Here is a 15,048-nt window from a genome sequence, read left to right on the forward strand (position 1 = left end):
ACGTTACCCAATCACCGAGGAGTACACCCCCTCGACTCCCGCCGCGACGACCTCCCACGAGTAGAGCGCCGCGACCCTCCTCGCAACGGCCCCGGTTTTCCGGTTCTTTTTCGGCTCGGTAAGAACCTCTACAGCCTCAACGAGCTCATCGAACGTCCCGAAGGTGAGTCCGTTCTTCCCCGCTCTGATCAGCTCGGGAACCGCGCTCACGCGCCTTCCCACTGCCGGGACGCCCAGGCTGTTGGCCTCTATGACGACAAGGCCAAAGCCCTCCCTCCTGGAGGGCAGGACGAGGAGAACGCTTTCCGCCAGGATCCTCCCAACGTCCCCCCTGTACCCAAGGAACCTCACGTTTCCGGGTGCACTCGCTTCCAGACTCCCCCTGAGCGGGCCGTCACCCACCACAAGGAATTCCTTCTCCGGAAATTCCCTCGCCAGCTCTATGAAGGTTCCCGGGCTTTTGTATTCGCGGAGGGCGCCGATGAACGTGATGTACCTCCTCCCGTTCTCCGGTTCCCCGGCCCCTTCGAGTTCACGCACCCCGTTGGGTATGACACTCACCCTTCCCGCCCCGAGGGCCAGTGCCTTCCTTGCCAGCCAGTGGCTAACCGCTATTACCGCGTCCGCCTCGGCGAGGGTTTTTTTCACGTAAAACCTTCCGAGGGCCAGCTTTGCCGTGTGCTCCAGGTCGCTTCCGTGGGCCGTGACGACGAGGGGAAGGCCGGTTTTCTCCTTCGCAAGAACGCCCGCGAAGCTGGTCGTTCCAATGAAGTGGGCGTGGATCAAATCGAACCCCAGTTTCCTGTGGAGCCGGACGATTTTCCTGGAGCCCAGAAATGCGAAGCTCGTCCCCCTCAGTCCGTAAACCTGCGGAACCTTAACCTGGTGGACGAACTCCCGCTCGAACTCCCTCGGCTCAACCGGCCCGTAGGTCAGGACGTGAACCTCGTGGCGTTTTCTGAGCTCCCTTACGAGGTTGTCCAGGTGGTTCGCAACGCCTCCACCGTGCGGTGGGTAGTGACCGACCATTAGAATCCTCATTTTGACCGGGAAGAATGGAGAAGAGGCGTTAAAAAGACTTATGGTCTGCCCCTGTCCCTTCCCCCGGGGCGGGGTGGATGGGGAACGCCGTGCTTCCACACGGTTTTCTCTGCCAGCATCTCCTTTATACGGGGTATGAGATCGTTGATTACCTCGGAGTAATCCCCCTTCAGGAGGGCATCCTCCGCCTGCTGGAGCAGGTTTTCTATCTCATCTACATCGTAACCCTTTGCCCGGAGGACGTTCACCATGACCTCAAGCTGTGAAAGCCTTCTCTGAAGCCTCACCTCCGCCGAGCCCTGGTACACGGTCCTTATTTCCACGTACGTCCTCGCTATCACAAAATCCGCCTCTCCCCCCGCACGTATGGCCAGCAGGTATGCCCTGGAGTAGTCGCCCGCGTTGTACGCACTCCACGCCTCCTCCAGCAGGCCCCTGGCGGCTTCGAGCTTTCTTCTGGCGGCGGGTATCTGAAGGCCGTCGAGCAGCTTCTCCGCCCTGTCCGTTTTGTTCTGGACTGCCGTGAGAACCTCGAGGGTGTCCCTTGGCCCCGGCGAGGTCGCTTTCTCTTCGGTGCCTATGTCATTCCCAAAGCGCTCCCGGGCAAATCCCAGAACTTCCGCCTGGTTCAGGGGAAACAGGGGCTCTCCCCCGTCAGACGTTGTCATGTACACGACTCCCTTCAGCCCGCTGAACTTTGCCAGCGCCTCAAGTGTCTCGTTGGCTTTTCCTCCGTCCGTCAGGATGAGGATGGGCCTTCCATGCGTCCCGGAGGGTCCGATTTTAACCGTCCTGGTGTACTCCCTCAGCGCGAGTCCGTCCCTGCCGTTGGCGATTACCACAGTCTCGATGCCCTCGAAAGCCTCCGGAAACTCCTTCTTCAGCCCATCTATCACGGCCAGATTTGTCTCGTACCTCGTCTCCCCATACCAGCGCTCGTAGGGGATTCCGAAGTCGTCCAGGTCGCCCGTGTAGTCCTCGGGGATTGCGACGGGTCCGCCGATTATTATCACCCTCCCCGGCTCCTCGCTGAGAATCTCCGCGCTGACCTCCGGACTGTACGTTCCCCAGGGACTTACGATAACCCTGGCATCCAGCAGGGCGGCCACGCTGTACGCCAGCGCCGCGTCAGCCTCGTTGTCCGTCACGAGGATAACGATGCCCTGGTCCGCGGCGGAGGCGTACCCGACGCTCCCCCCGGGGATGACGGCCAGTATGAAGATGAGTCCGATGAAAATGACGGCGGGTTTTTTCAACTCCACGTTCTCTCACCAGCCTACCGTTGGAAAAGGGCCTATTTAAGCCTTTTTCACGAAACCGTTCGGCAGCGTTAGCCCCGCTGGCAGGAAAAAACGTGGAGGTGCCCCATTTGGGGCGGGACCATTAAGGAACGTTCAGGAACGTTTATTCCCGTTTAAAAATCTCCCTGAAGACTTTCTCCGCGTATTCCCTCAGTCCCAGACCCTCGCTCTTTGCGAGTTTCTCCAGGAGCTTCTGGGAACCGCTGCCGTACTGGGCCGCCTTCTTTTCCCTCATGGCAATCTCCTTCGGCAGACCCAGCTCCAGCGCCGCTTTTCTCAGAACGGCCTTTCTCACACCCCCGGATATCTTTGCGTCCAGAGGTGTGTTGATCGCCGCTGAGACGACGGAGAGGCTCAGGAAGGGGAAGCGTCCCTCCACCGAGTTCAACATGGCTATCTTGTCGTCCCTGGCGAGGTTCCTCTCACCCAGCCCCTTCAAATCTTCCTCCATAAGCTCGGGCCTCTCCAGGTACTTCGCGTAGCCGCCGAAGAGCTCGTCGGCCCCCTGGCCGCTCAGGAGAACCCTGACACCGTCGTCCCTCGCGAGCCCAGTGGCGAAGTACAGGGGTATCCCGATGGCCAGATTCATGGGGTTCGGTTCCTCTATCGCGAAGGCAACCCTTGGAACCGCTTCCCTCACATCGTCCAGGTTGAAAACGTACTCCCTGAGCTTCAGGCCGAGTCTGTCCGCGGCTTTTCTGGCCCATTCGATGTCGGGGCTTCCCTCCACCCCCGCGGTATAGAGGACGACGTCGGAGTACTCAGAGGCGAGGAGGGCAACGAGGGAGCTGTCCAGCCCCCCGGAAAAGAGAACCCCGGTTTTCTTCCCCACCCTGTGGCGGACGGAGCAGGTCAGGGCCCTGCCGATGGCCTTAACCGCCCTCTCCGGGTCGAGGGGCTTTCTCCGCAGTTCTTCCAGCCGGAGGACTTTCCTGACTTCAACCCCATCCCTCGAAATCGTGACAAGCTCGCCGGGTTCTACCGGAATGGCCTCCTGCCCAATGGCCCACAGCACCTTTTTCTCGCTCGCGAAGAATCCCTCCCGGGAGCGGTACAGCGGTCTTACCCCCAGCGGGTCGCGGAAGAGGTGAATCCTCTCGCCGTCTGAGAAGGCCACGGCGTAGTCCCCCTCCATCATCAGCATCGCCTTCCGAACCGCCCCGAAGGCGTCCAGCCCGCGGTCGAGGAAGAACTCGATGAGCCTGAGGATTACCTCGCTGTCCACGTCCGTCTCGAAGGATACCCCCCTTCCCTCCAGCCACGCCCTCAGCTCGCGGTGGTTGTATATCTCGCCGTTGTGGACGAGGGCCAGCTCATTGACGAAGGGCTGGGTAAAGCCCAGGGAGCCAGTCATGGCGAGCCTGCACTGTATGAGGCCCACCCTACCGTCGGGCATTTCGGGAACCTTTGAGAAGTCGCTCGATTTCAGTACGCCCTCGTCCGTCCAGACGCCGAAGCTGTCCTCTCCCCTGTGCTTTCCGGCGTTTATCATGACGATGAACCTGTCCCTGAGATTTGAACCGAGTCCACCCGCCACAAGGCACATGCTCTCCCACCGCTGAAAGTTGGTCGTCGTTAAGAAAAGACTTCCCGCTTTCGAGGTGGGATAGTGATAGGAGGCGGCCGGAAATTCTGAACATCCGTCCAAATCTGTGCCGGATGGCTGAACCATGGCTCCGGGACGCCACAGGGAGAAAAATCCAGAGGGCAGCTCACGGGCATCAGAGCTTTGGCCCCATGATGCCCCTCCTTTTCAGCTCCCTGTAAGCCCTCCTGAGGGCGTCCCTGATCAGATACCTCCTGTTCATGCCCCCCAGCCGGTGGGCGGCCTTTCTGAGACTCCCCGCCTGGAGGAAGAGTTCGAGGAGCTCTCTGTCTTCTTCAGAGAGGTCAAGATGTTTGAGGGCCTTCTCGGCTATCTCCACCGGGAGGTTGCCCTCGTAGGCGTAATCCGAGCTCATGACCGGCTTATCGAACTTCTCCACGAGACGGAAGACTATAACGTGGGCGATGGAGTCGTTGTCCACGTGTTTGTAATGGCTTTTGAGGGCCCTTATAAGCTCCTCCCTGCTCGAAAAACCGTCCCAAAAGGCGTCCTCGTCGGTGAGCTCGCCAACCGTTTTACTCTCAACCCTCTCGATAACCGCCTTCCCTATCGCGTAGCCGCCCGAGTGCAGGAGGACTTCGTCGCCGGGCTCCAGATTCGGCCTCCTGCCGAGCCTCACCGTTGCCCTCTTCCTTCCGCTCAGTATCGCATCGGCGTAGCGTCCGTCGAACTCCAGGTGGCGCACCGGGATCACCGCCCGCTTTTCTCACCCACGAGCTTGAACCTTATGGCGATGACGCCGTAGCGGTTCTCCTTCCACTTTGGGTACATGCCGTGGAACCGCTTCACCGCCCTCTCAAAGCTCGGCTCATCCGGAAAGATCTTCTTTATGGGCTCTTCCCTCAGAACCTGACGGAACGTCTCGTATTCCTTCACGCCCGTGATCACGGCGGGAACCTGATCGTTGAAGATTATCTTGTCACCGGGCTTCATTCCCCGGAACTGGGGGTAGGCAACCCTAACCTCTATCCTCTTCTCGCCGGACTTTATGTGGTCCAGGTATTCCTCGCGAACCCTCAACCTGTACACCCTCATCTTCATCACGACCCAGATTCCATTTCCCGTTTAAAAGGCTGATGGAAACTTTTAAATCCTTTAGCGCCGAATTAAAGTCAGGTGTAAACGATGAGGCACAGGGGGCAGGGAGCGCTGGAGTACCTTTTCATGCTGGCTGCTGTTCTGATACTGGTCACGATGGCAATCCGGGTCATCATGAGTAGCGTCCACGATCTCAACAGTGCGGTCTCCAACTACACCGAGGAGGTTCGGAAGCAGATACTCGAAGACCTGTGAGGTGAAATCATGGAGACGGTCCCCCTGATTCTGGGTCTTTTAGCGGGAGTACTGACCTCTTACACAGATATTAAGACGGGGTTCATCTTCGACAACCACGCTTTTCCAACCCTCACTCTCATTGGACGCCTCCTCGGGTGGGAGGAAGAGGAGGAAGAGGAGAGCGAGCTTCCCACCTGGCTTGGCAGGATCGTGATTCCGGCCGCCGAAGTCGGCGTCCTGTACTATCTGTACCGGGGAATACAGGCCCATGATGGCCTGCTGGCCGCCTCCGGACTCATCGGACTGATACTGGGCTTTATCCTCGGTCTCCTGCTCTACTACATCGGGGCCTGGGCCAGCGGTGATGTGGTTGTTCTGGCGGCGTTCTCCGCCCTTCTGCCCCTCGCCCCAGCCGCCGCGGATGTCGTCCCCCCCTACGGAACGACGTACCCCCTGTACCCCCTGGCAGTGCTTTTCAACAGCATCCTGGCGGTGTTTCCCTTCATCTTCGTATACTCCCTGGCCGTCCTCGTGCTCAGGAAGAGGTTTCACGCCCTGAGGGAGGTCTTCGTGGGAGGACTGCGCACCACCGTTGAGTTCACCCTGTGGATAGTTGCCGTCATAACCGTTCAGGCAATCATGGGAAGCGCCGGAATCTCAAGTCCCATAACCGGAATCCTCGTGGCGCTCGTCCTGCTGCCCGTCTTTATGAGGCTCCATCACCTCGGCAACGCCGCCGGAATTCTGTCCCTCGGATACCTCATGTACCTGGACCCAACGGTCGCACTCTTAACCTCCGGGAGGGTTTTTGTCCTCATCTACCTCCTAAAGGTGCTCCTCTCCACCGTCAGGTTCATGCGTGTGGAGGTGCTGATGGAAGAGGTCCCCGTGGAGGAGCTGAACGAGTGGGACATACTCGGCGAGGTCATCCACGAGATTAACGGTGAGGTAATGCGGGACAGGGAGGACGGTCTTGAACGCATTAAGCGCACCCTAGTCTCATGGGATCCGGGATCGCTGAAGCCCAGGCGGGGACGGATCATAGCCTCCCCCACAGCGGAGGGACTCAGAAAAGAGCAGATAGAAGAGCTCAAGCGCCTCGTGGAGGAGGGAAGGCTTGAAAACTCCTTCCTCAGGAAAAAATCAATGCCCTTCGCCCCAGCGCTTTTCATAGGGTTCCTGATGGCGTACTTCTGGGGGGACATCTTCTGGTGGCTCGTTCTGAGGGTCGCCGGGCTCTGAACCAGGGTTAGACTTTTAAGGCCCTGCGCGGAGAAATCACCGCCGGCCCGGCGTCCGCCCACCCCGCGGAGGAGTGAGGCGGGGATTCCGGCCGGGCCGACAGGGGAATGAGGAGCTTTTGCTTTGCTGAGGGCGCCCGCGTGGGCGGCGTGATGAGCACGCCCTTCACCGACCCCGCTCAGCGCCGTCCTCCACCAGCCCCGCTATTATCTCCATCACCTCGTGGAGGCTCTCAACGTTGTGGTCGCCTTCCACCCCCTCGTGAGGGTTTATCGCTATGCTGACGTCGGCTTCTTTAAACATGCTCAGGTCGTTGTATCCATCACCGACCGCTATTGTTACCTCAGGTTCAAGCTCCGCCTTCAGCTCCCGGAGTATGGTCCCCTTGCTCCTGAAGTCGACAAGGGGATTGACCTTCCCGGTAACGACGCCGTTTTCGTCAAATACCAGTTCGTTGGCGAAGACGTAGTCAACCCCGAGCTCCCTCGCTATCCTTCCGGCGAGGCACATGAGACCGCTGCTGAGTATCGCTATCCTGAAGTCGTTCTCCCGGAGAAACCCGATGAGCTCCTCAGCTCCATCCATGTACTCAACCGAGTTCGCCCATTCCATGATCTCCTCCCTCGTGTGACCTCTCCAGAGGGAGGCGTCGAGTTCGGCCCACTTCACGTAGTCTATTTTTCCCGCAAAGAAGAGCTCGGCGTATTCCTTCCCCTTCTCCCAGGTTCCAAAGCGCTTGTGAAGTTCAACCCAGCCGGAGATGGATTTGACCAGAGTTCCCTCAAGGTCAAAGGCTATGAGCTTAACCATCGTACCACCTGAAAAGGGAGCGAGGGGAAACTTAAAAGCCTACGCCCGCCAGCCGTGCTCACCAATAAGGGGGACGAAGGCAACCTCGCCCCATCTTTTCTTCCGGATCTCCCCGTCCCCGGTCTTGGTCACAATATACAGCTCCTGCCAGAGATGACGGCTTCCAACAGGGATGACGAGCCTCCCGCCCGGCTTCAGCTGTTCGATCAGGGGTTCCGGAACCCCCGGTGCCCCCGCGGTGACGATTATCCTGTCGTAGGGAGCTTTGGGAGGAAAGCCCTTCGTGCCGTCGCCGAGGAAAACGTGAACGTTCTCCACCCCCGCTCGCTCGAGGTTTCTCCTCGCAAACCCGACCAGCTCGGGAATCCGTTCGACCGTGTAAACATCGCTCTTCACGAGCTCCGCGATCAGAGCCGCGTTCCATCCGCTGCCAGTTCCGACCTCAAGGACGTTCATTCCCCGCTCAAGCTCGGCCAGCTCCAGCATTATCGCCACCATGTGGGGAGCCGAGATGGTCTGCCCCGCGGGAATCGGAAGGGGCTCATCAACGTGGGCGTAATCCCGGTAGCGCTTTTCAACGAAGAGGTACCGTGGATACCTGAGAAAAGCCCTCCTAACGGCCTCGCTCCTGATGATGCCCCCCTCCACAAGGGAAGCCACCCTCCGGCGCCACAACCCATCCAGTTTTTCCATGGTGCCCACCGGATAAACAAAAGAAAAAGGGCGTATCAACCTTTCTCATGATCTGTGGGCCTGATACCACGCGAAGATTATGACGGCCAGGGCACCGATAACGATCCCGATTACCATCCACACAACCTTGGAGGTTGTTGGTGTGTACGGAACCGTTTGGACTTCGGTCACAGTGCTTTCGATGGACGTGGTCTCTGTACTGGTCTCGGTGACGGTCACGGTTCCGTTGGAAGGTACCGTGGTCGTCACGGTGATGGTCTTCGTTATCACCTCGGTGTCGTTCCCGGTTGGGGCCACGATGTCCAGCGCAACTGTGCTTGAGTTGACGGTTCCCGCGATGGTGTTCAGGGCAACCCTGAACGTCTTTTTCCCGGGGGAGTAGGGGATTACCATGACGCTGAAGGTCACGTTTTCACCGGGTGCCAGGCTCAGAGGGGCGACCAATCCACCCCCGTAGGACTCAAAGATCCCGTCGGGCTCAACGGTCACGCCCTCCGGGACGCTCACCGTGAGGTTGGCCGGTACAGACACGTCTCCGGCGTTCCTGACGTGGAACCTCAGGGTCACGGGATGATACACCGCAGGGTCCCCTTCCCACGATGCGTTGAGGAAGTAGGCAACCTTCGACGGCTCCACGTACGCGGTAACGGGGTTGGATGAGAACGTGAGCCCGGTGTAGCCCCCACAGGCCAGTTCAAAGGGAGCAACAACATCCGCCACCACCCTTCCAAGCGTAACGTTACCGTCGTCCGTCGGCATGACGGTTACCTTGAAGGTTTTTTCCTCACCCGGTTTCAGGAGGGCAATCTCCAGCGCACCCCCAGAAATAACCCGCACTCCACCCTCCGGAACGAAGCGGAGCGTGACGTTCGAAAGGGCCACCGTGCCGGTGTTCTTTACCCGGAAGGCAATACTCATCGGAAGGTACCTCTTCCCGTCCCCGGCGGTACCCTCTATCAGAAGGTTGGCCACCTTTCCCACGTCGGGAATCTTGGACCTGTCGAGAAAGACCTCAAAGGTGGCCTTTCCGTCGTCCTCCACGCCGTCCAGGATTACGGTTGCCCCCCTGTAATACAGGCCCGTCGCCACGGCACCGCTTGAGAGTTTGGATGTGGCAAGAACCGCACCGCACGAGTTGAGCAGGGACGCCCTTATCGAACCATCGAATTTGTAGTCGTAGCGGAGCACGTATGGACCAACGTTCCGGGTCTGACCTGGGGAGAGTGAGAACACCGCATCCGGAACCGTCTCAACGTCGAGCGACGCCCCCCTGAAGAACACCGTCACCTTGGCGTACTCAACCCCGACCAGATCCTCCGCCTTGACGTGGAACGGGCCGATGTCCGCCTCCTTCCCAACGACCACGGAATACTCATTTCCATCGTATTCGAAGTAAAGCGTTTCAGTAAAGCCGTCGGCGGATTCCTCAACGGTGGCGTTTGTGAAGGTTAGCACGTGGTCCGAGACCGTCACGTTCTGGCCCCGCTGGAGGTATCCCTCAAAGGCTTTCGGGTAGGCGCTCACGGCAATCTTAAGGTTGCCGAAGGTAAACGTGCCGGAGGTGAAGTCCCTGGACTCGTTTCCCCGGGAAACGCGCACCTTCGCGCCCTTGCTCCCCACCGAGAGCAGCTCAATCGAGTAGTCCCCCAGCCTAACGGTCTCGCCCTCAACGATGTAGGGAAACGTCACGTTCAGGAATACGACGGGCCCCTCGGCCGCGGTGACCCTGACGTACCTCACCACAACGTCCCCGGCGGTGAAACCCTCCCCAGGGCTGAGGGAGAAGTCATAGTATGACGACTGTGCGTACGCGGTGCCAACCAGGACACCGTCCAGCGAGACGTCCCTGAACTCCAGGGTCACGTTCCCGAGGGAAATCGAACCCGGCAGGGGAAACCATCCGTTGAAGGACGACGCCGAGGCGAAACCCGCCGGAAGCAGAAGCATGAGTACCAGCGCGAACACGATGGCCCGTCTCACGGTATCACCCCCATAAGGTGGAGAAACATCTGGGCGGTTTCACCGCCCCCTCCCATTCCCATCATCCTCTCCATGAGTGTCTGACCCAGGTACATACCAACCGCGAATATCCACGACATTATGACGAAGTACCTGGTGGTGCCGAGCACGTGACCTCCGTCCGCGAGCTTGATAACGAGGGAGGAGAGGAAGGAGTGCATCACCATCAGCACCAGCATTATGTACAGGAGGAACCTCATTCCCGACGGCGGGATGACGTGGATTATATCCCCTATGTACTCGGTGGGTATCTGCATCTGGGCGAACATCTGGCTTATCGAAACGGCGACCTGGAATGAGGCGGCGAGGGAAAACGCAAACGCCCCCGTCAGACCGTAGATTATTCCGACGAAGCTCGCTATGCTCTGCTGCCTCTTCCTCCTGAGACGAACGAGCCGCTCAAAGTTCCTGCTGATGATGAGGCCAACGTAGTCAGGTTCCGCACCCATGCGGAGGCTTTCACGGAATATCTCCGAGAATATACCGATGAGCCAGCTCCCGGTTCCTGTTATAAAGAAGTCCCACGCCCTGTCCCTGTCAACCCTGATGGCGAGCCTCCTGTAGAGCGCCCTGATGTCCTCAGTGAGGGAACCGAAGTCGTGGGCACTGAGGTATTTGAGAACCAGCACAAGGGAGGCGCCGCTGGCGGCAAGGGATGAGCTCAGACTCCTTATGAACGCGGGAAAATTCTCGTCCTTCCTGAATATCTTCTTCTCCTCGCTGTTGACGACGTGTCCGAGGTAAAAGAGGGGCGTCAGGATGAGGGCGAGAACGAAGGGCTCCGGTATATCAAACCTCACCCTGATGACGGTGAAGTAAAGGAGTGCAACTATAACAACGCCCATAACCGAGTAGACCGCGGCCCTCGTTATCCTTTTCCGCCTCACGTCATCTATACCCCTGTTCTCGGCCCAGAGGGGATCCTCGGGCATCCTGAACTTAACAACGAGCAGTATACCAACCTCGGCGGCGAGAGTCATCGCAACCGCGTACAGCCCCATCTTGCCGATGTCCATGCCGGTGATGAGGGGGCCTATGATGACGAACGCGGCGATGAACACGACCGAGATAATTATCGACTCGTATATCTCCTTGAATATATCGAGGTCGTAGAGCGCACCCTCGTAGAAGGTCTGGTAGTCGTCCATGACCGTCTGCTGCTCCTGGAAAAGGTACTCCTTGAGGTCAACACCACTGTCGAGGGAGTAAGCCAGCCTGTCGAGGAAGTCGGCGAACATTACACTGGGCGTCCTCCTCGCGAGAAATCGGAGGGCCTCTGGCATCGAGAGGTGAAGTCTGTTGACCACGGTGTGGACCTTTTTGAGCTCGCTCGCTATGGCACCCAGCTTGGGGTCGTTGGCGAGGATTTTGATGAGGTCGCTCCTCCGCATTTCACTCGTCGAGAGAACCGCGAAGTACGTGATGAAGTACGGCATTTTTGAGTTTATCGAAATCTTCTTGGTATCCGCTATCACGTATGGATACACCGCGGCGTAAATCAGGAGAACAACGGGAATCAGGAACATGAGAACCTTGAGGGCGCTGGGGAGGTAGAAAATTCTTCCGATTACGCCCACCGCGAGGAACAGAACCGCCGAGATAGCCATGTACGGCAGAAGAACCTTCCTGAGGTACGTGCCCATATCCAGGTCAGCCTTCGTGAAGATGCTGATGCCCTCCTCGGCCATGCCATCACCCCGTTAGATTCTGAAGCTCAGGCCCTCGATTCCACGCTGGTAGAACGCCTTGATCTCGCGGTAGACGTCCCAGTAGTTCGTTATGCCCAGCTCGACCATCCTCTGGAGGATCCTCGCGCGGAGGAACAGCTCGTTGTAAATCTCCTTGGGATCCTCGTAACCGGCTATCTCGGCTATCTTCCTTTCAAGGATGTACGAGTTGTTGAAACCGCGGAACACGTGCCTGTCCGACACGGGGTCCCACTCGAAGACGTTCCTCGTAGCGACACCGCCGAGCTCCTCGTAGTAGCCTTCGATCTCGACGACGTTGACCGTCCTCCTCAGGAACTTACCCTTGATGTAGACGGCCTGCTGGAAGACCGCTATGTTGAGGTTGTCAATGAAGGTTATCGGGACGTTGATGGGATGCCCGGTGAAACGCTGTATCATCTTCTTGATATCACCGGCGTGGAAGGTGCTCATAACGGGGTGGCCGGTCTGCATGGCCTGGAATGCGATGGCACCCTCGGCACCACGAATCTCACCAACGATGATGTAGTTCGGCCTTGAACGCAGTGCCGCCTTCAGGAGGTCGAACAGAGTAACACGGCTCTCCTCGGGACCTCTCTCACGGGTTATGAGTCTCTGCCATGTGGGATGCGGCACCTGAACCTCGGGGGTATCCTCCGCGGTGTAGATTTTGGATCCAGGCTTGATGAACGGGACTATTGAGTTGAGCAGGGTGGTCTTACCGGAAGCGGTCTCACCACAGACAAAAACACTCATACCGTACTCAAGGGCTATCCAGAGATAGGCGGCAACCTCGGCGCTCAGCGTTCCCCATGAAATGAGCTGAACGATGCTGATGGGGGTTGCCGAGAACTTACGGATGGTGGCGCTCGGACCCTTGATGGAGATGTCCGGGGAGTAGATGATGTTGATACGCGAGCCGTCGGGGAGGGCACCGTCAACTATCGGCGTCCTGTCGCTGATCGGCCTTCCAATACGCTCGGCAATGTTCTTGAAGTAGTCCGCGAGCTTGACATCGTCGCCGAAGGTTATGTTGGTCGGCATCATCTCGAATATCTTGTGGACGAGGGAGATGTTGTTGGCGCCGATGATGTGGATATCCTCGATGTAGGGGTCGCGGGCGATGGGCTCAAGCGGGCCGATACCGATGATGTCGCGCTTGATTAGGTAGCGGAACTTCTCCATCTCCTCCTTGGTGATCAGAAACTTCTGACCCCTGCCCATTAAACCGCCCTTACCCGATTTAACCAGCGCGAGCACGGCTTCATCAAAGAGGGCATCCAGAAAGCGCTCAAACTCTTCCTGCTCCTCGGGAATATCCCTGGTCGGCGCGAGCTCCAGGATTTTGTCCCTGATCCGGTTGTACTTCTGCTCTTCCTCGCGGTTCTCGATGCGGGGCTCGATGACGATGTACTTCTTGTCGGTCGTCATGTCCCCGTAGATGTGGATGAAGATGGGGTCACCTACCGGGTAGAGGATGTTGGGGTACATTATGTCCTTCATGTCCCTGGTGAGCTGAGGATGAAACTCCGGAAGCTTTCCGTACTTCCTCCTGAACTGATCAACGTACTTTCTAAGGTGGGGGTTTCTCGCCATTGCCTCCTCAAGGGTGTCGCTGACCACCTGCGCCATGTCACACCACCGCCGCAATCTCTACTATCAGCCCGACCTTCGGCTCGACACGGAACGGGATAATCTTCTGAAACAGTCCCTTGGCGTTGTTGTACTTGACTATCGTGGCCGAGTTCTTCAGGTCACCACCGAACACCTTGACGCTCAGACGGACGAGCATGCTTGCAGCTTCCTCAAGGACGAAGAGTGAGTCCCTGTCTATCTCCTCCGTGTTCGCGGTGAGGATGATGACCTTATCCAGGGAGGCCATTTTCTTGACGTACAGCAGAAAATCCCTAACCGCACTCGGCTCCTGCTCGCGGGAGAGGAGAGATGAGAACGAATCAATTATCATTACATCGGGCTCCCACAGCCTGGGCTCGCCAAACAACCTGCTGAGGAACTTCCTTTTCTCACTGACACCGGTGAGAAGGGGGTACAGGGAGACAAACATGAGCTTCTTCCTGATTAGAAAAGGGATTATATCGTAGCCGAGGGACTCCATCTGCTTGATGTACTCAACCGTGGTGTACTGGCTGGAGATGTAGCTGGCGGTGTAGCCGTTCATGAGAAAGCCGTAGAGGAGGCGCTGGACGAAGATGGACTTACCGCTACCCCTGTCTCCCTCGATGAGCATAATCGTCCCGGCGGGGATGCCGCCACCGAGACGCCGGTGCAGTTCATCGCCCTTGAGCTCGATCTTGAGGAGTTCCTCGACCAAGATGACCACCACCGTCTCGCGTTATTTTATCCGGCGAATACTACAGTTTTTACGGGGCTTTGAAGACCAGGCTGCGCTTCTTGCCGTTCTCGAGGACCACGGTAACGGTGTAGTAGTCCCCCGACGTCAGGGCGGTACCCAGGGTGACCTTTATCACACCAACCTCGTAGGCGTCGAGTGAACTTATCGAAGCCCCATTAACGTCGGTGAACGTGAGGTTGGCCGCAGGGATGAGCGATCCATCTATGAACACCTGGACGGCGTCGGGGGTAAATGCAATGGGCTCCTTTCCAATGTTTTTTATGTAAAACGTGTATGTGTACGGCCCGGTTCCACTCACCGGGATGTTGTTCGGGTCGTTTATTATAGCGAAGTCCGTCCTCAGCTGGTCGGCCAGCATGGCACCCCTGTCGTTCATGCCGTGGGCTATGTCGGTGGTCACGTAGGCGAGACCGCCGGCGACACTGCCCGCGACGATAACTGCAACTATGAACAGTATGAGCTCGCTCGCCGGCCCTCCTGCGGCCATCAGCTCACCTCCGTTGGGCACTGGATTGCATAACCATCCACCACGTAGTTCGAGTTGGTCGTGTCATAGTGGTAACTCACGAGCAGGGTGCACCCGTTGTCAAAGCCCAGCAGGACGTAGTTGAGGTTCCCGCTCGTATCGGCACCGCTGGCAACCGTTACGGTGTAATCGTTACCGGGAATCAGATATCCCAGGTCCACAGTCGACACATAACCCCCATTATGGAGGATTGTTATTCCACCAGATATGGACTGACCGAGGTATCTAAAGGTGACATTAACATCGGAGGTACCGGAAGCAGTGACACCGACATTATTGAGATTGAAGTGAAGTCTGGAAAGGCTCAGCTCGTACCAACCCTCCTGGGCGGCCTGAACATTGGAGTAGCTGCTGTCCCACGCCGTGTAGAGGGTGCTGGCCGCTATTAAAAAGGAAATAAAGATGATCGCAGCGCTCGCCGATACGCTGAACCCCATAGGCCGCCCCCCATTCTT

General features: G+C 58.0%; 15 protein-coding genes. 2 read left to right on the forward strand and 13 right to left on the reverse strand.

Annotated elements, in window-relative coordinates:
• Positions 1-3: 3 nt before the first annotated feature.
• The 5 genes from E3E42_RS06885 to E3E42_RS06905 form a co-directional block, all read right to left on the reverse strand.
• A complete protein-coding gene (locus E3E42_RS06885; protein ID WP_167903565.1) occupies positions 4-1,041 on the reverse strand; it encodes a glycosyltransferase family 4 protein in 1,038 nt (345 codons plus the stop codon).
• A 38-nt stretch (positions 1,042-1,079) separates the two neighbouring features.
• Positions 1,080-2,303 (reverse strand): hypothetical protein, encoded by a 1,224-nt coding sequence (locus E3E42_RS06890; RefSeq protein ID WP_167903566.1) that lies wholly within the window; start codon positions 2,301-2,303, stop codon positions 1,080-1,082.
• Between the two features lie 142 nt (positions 2,304-2,445).
• Entirely contained in the window at positions 2,446-3,888 is a 1,443-nt protein-coding gene (asnB, locus tag E3E42_RS06895; RefSeq protein ID WP_167903567.1) for an asparagine synthase (glutamine-hydrolyzing), read from the reverse strand.
• 175 nt (positions 3,889-4,063) lie between these two features.
• On the reverse strand, positions 4,064-4,633 hold the full coding sequence (locus E3E42_RS06900) for an ASCH domain-containing protein (RefSeq protein WP_167903568.1): 570 nt from the start codon (positions 4,631-4,633) through the stop codon (positions 4,064-4,066).
• Between the two features lie 5 nt (positions 4,634-4,638).
• Positions 4,639-4,983 (reverse strand): ASCH domain-containing protein, encoded by a 345-nt coding sequence (locus E3E42_RS06905; protein WP_167903682.1) that lies wholly within the window; start codon positions 4,981-4,983, stop codon positions 4,639-4,641.
• A 90-nt stretch (positions 4,984-5,073) separates the two neighbouring features.
• Here E3E42_RS06905 and E3E42_RS06910 point away from each other — a divergent pair, with 90 nt between their 5' ends.
• Together E3E42_RS06910 and E3E42_RS06915 are read left to right on the forward strand one after the other, a co-directional pair.
• Positions 5,074-5,241, forward strand: coding sequence for a class III signal peptide-containing protein (locus E3E42_RS06910; RefSeq protein WP_167903569.1), 168 nt, complete (start codon positions 5,074-5,076; stop codon positions 5,239-5,241).
• A gap of 9 nt (positions 5,242-5,250) precedes the next feature.
• The gene (locus tag E3E42_RS06915) at positions 5,251-6,465 is read left to right on the forward strand and encodes an A24 family peptidase C-terminal domain-containing protein (protein ID WP_167903570.1); all 1,215 of its coding nucleotides are present in this window, start codon (positions 5,251-5,253) and stop codon (positions 6,463-6,465) included.
• A 165-nt stretch (positions 6,466-6,630) separates the two neighbouring features.
• Here the strand turns inward: E3E42_RS06915 and E3E42_RS06920 are convergent, their stop codons facing one another.
• Genes E3E42_RS06920 through E3E42_RS06955 form a run of 8 tightly spaced genes read right to left on the reverse strand, consistent with a single transcriptional unit; the run spans position 6,631 to position 15,030 of the window.
• The gene (locus E3E42_RS06920) at positions 6,631-7,275 is read right to left on the reverse strand and encodes an HAD-IB family phosphatase (RefSeq protein WP_167903571.1); all 645 of its coding nucleotides are present in this window, start codon (positions 7,273-7,275) and stop codon (positions 6,631-6,633) included.
• A 39-nt stretch (positions 7,276-7,314) separates the two neighbouring features.
• Positions 7,315-7,968, reverse strand: a complete 654-nt coding sequence (locus tag E3E42_RS06925) for a protein-L-isoaspartate(D-aspartate) O-methyltransferase (RefSeq protein WP_167903572.1) — start codon at positions 7,966-7,968, stop codon at positions 7,315-7,317.
• 45 nt (positions 7,969-8,013) lie between these two features.
• A complete protein-coding gene (locus tag E3E42_RS06930; protein ID WP_167903573.1) occupies positions 8,014-9,948 on the reverse strand; it encodes a CARDB domain-containing protein in 1,935 nt (644 codons plus the stop codon).
• On the reverse strand, positions 9,945-11,675 hold the full coding sequence (gene flaJ / locus E3E42_RS06935; RefSeq protein WP_167903574.1) for an archaellar assembly protein FlaJ: 1,731 nt from the start codon (positions 11,673-11,675) through the stop codon (positions 9,945-9,947). Before flaJ ends, E3E42_RS06930 begins: the two co-directional genes overlap by 4 nt.
• A 12-nt stretch (positions 11,676-11,687) precedes the next feature.
• Entirely contained in the window at positions 11,688-13,325 is a 1,638-nt protein-coding gene (locus E3E42_RS06940; RefSeq protein ID WP_167903575.1) for a type II/IV secretion system ATPase subunit, read from the reverse strand.
• A 1-nt stretch (position 13,326) separates the two neighbouring features.
• Positions 13,327-14,025, reverse strand: a complete 699-nt coding sequence (locus E3E42_RS06945) for an ATPase domain-containing protein (RefSeq protein WP_167903683.1) — start codon at positions 14,023-14,025, stop codon at positions 13,327-13,329.
• Between the two features lie 49 nt (positions 14,026-14,074).
• Positions 14,075-14,554 carry a flagellar protein G gene (locus E3E42_RS06950; protein WP_167903576.1) on the reverse strand — a complete coding sequence of 160 codons (480 nt, stop codon included), beginning with the start codon at positions 14,552-14,554 and terminating at the stop codon, positions 14,075-14,077.
• Complete coding sequence (locus E3E42_RS06955; protein ID WP_167903577.1) at positions 14,554-15,030, reverse strand: flagellar protein; 477 nt, start codon at positions 15,028-15,030, stop codon at positions 14,554-14,556. Before E3E42_RS06955 ends, E3E42_RS06950 begins: the two co-directional genes overlap by 1 nt.
• Between the last annotated feature and the right edge of the window lie 18 nt (positions 15,031-15,048).

This window comes from Thermococcus sp. JdF3, assembly GCF_012027495.1.
Taxonomy (GTDB): domain Archaea; phylum Methanobacteriota_B; class Thermococci; order Thermococcales; family Thermococcaceae; genus Thermococcus.

What these genes read in the sequence shown, in the direction of transcription:
- E3E42_RS06885 (WP_167903565.1), bottom strand. Translation starts at nt 1,041, where the DNA reads ATGAGGATTCTAATGGTCGGTCACTACCCACCGCACGGTGGAGGCGTT.
- asnB (WP_167903567.1), bottom strand. Translation starts at nt 3,888, where the DNA reads ATGTGCCTTGTGGCGGGTGGACTCGGTTCAAATCTCAGGGACAGGTTC.
- E3E42_RS06905 (WP_167903682.1), bottom strand. Translation starts at nt 4,983, where the DNA reads ATGAGGGTGTACAGGTTGAGGGTTCGCGAGGAATACCTGGACCACATA.
- E3E42_RS06910 (WP_167903569.1), top strand. Translation starts at nt 5,074, where the DNA reads ATGAGGCACAGGGGGCAGGGAGCGCTGGAGTACCTTTTCATGCTGGCT.
- E3E42_RS06915 (WP_167903570.1), top strand. Translation starts at nt 5,251, where the DNA reads ATGGAGACGGTCCCCCTGATTCTGGGTCTTTTAGCGGGAGTACTGACC.
- E3E42_RS06920 (WP_167903571.1), bottom strand. Translation starts at nt 7,275, where the DNA reads ATGGTTAAGCTCATAGCCTTTGACCTTGAGGGAACTCTGGTCAAATCC.
- E3E42_RS06925 (WP_167903572.1), bottom strand. Translation starts at nt 7,968, where the DNA reads ATGGAAAAACTGGATGGGTTGTGGCGCCGGAGGGTGGCTTCCCTTGTG.
- flaJ (WP_167903574.1), bottom strand. Translation starts at nt 11,675, where the DNA reads ATGGCCGAGGAGGGCATCAGCATCTTCACGAAGGCTGACCTGGATATG.
- E3E42_RS06940 (WP_167903575.1), bottom strand. Translation starts at nt 13,325, where the DNA reads ATGGCGCAGGTGGTCAGCGACACCCTTGAGGAGGCAATGGCGAGAAAC.
- E3E42_RS06950 (WP_167903576.1), bottom strand. Translation starts at nt 14,554, where the DNA reads ATGGCCGCAGGAGGGCCGGCGAGCGAGCTCATACTGTTCATAGTTGCA.
- E3E42_RS06955 (WP_167903577.1), bottom strand. Translation starts at nt 15,030, where the DNA reads ATGGGGTTCAGCGTATCGGCGAGCGCTGCGATCATCTTTATTTCCTTT.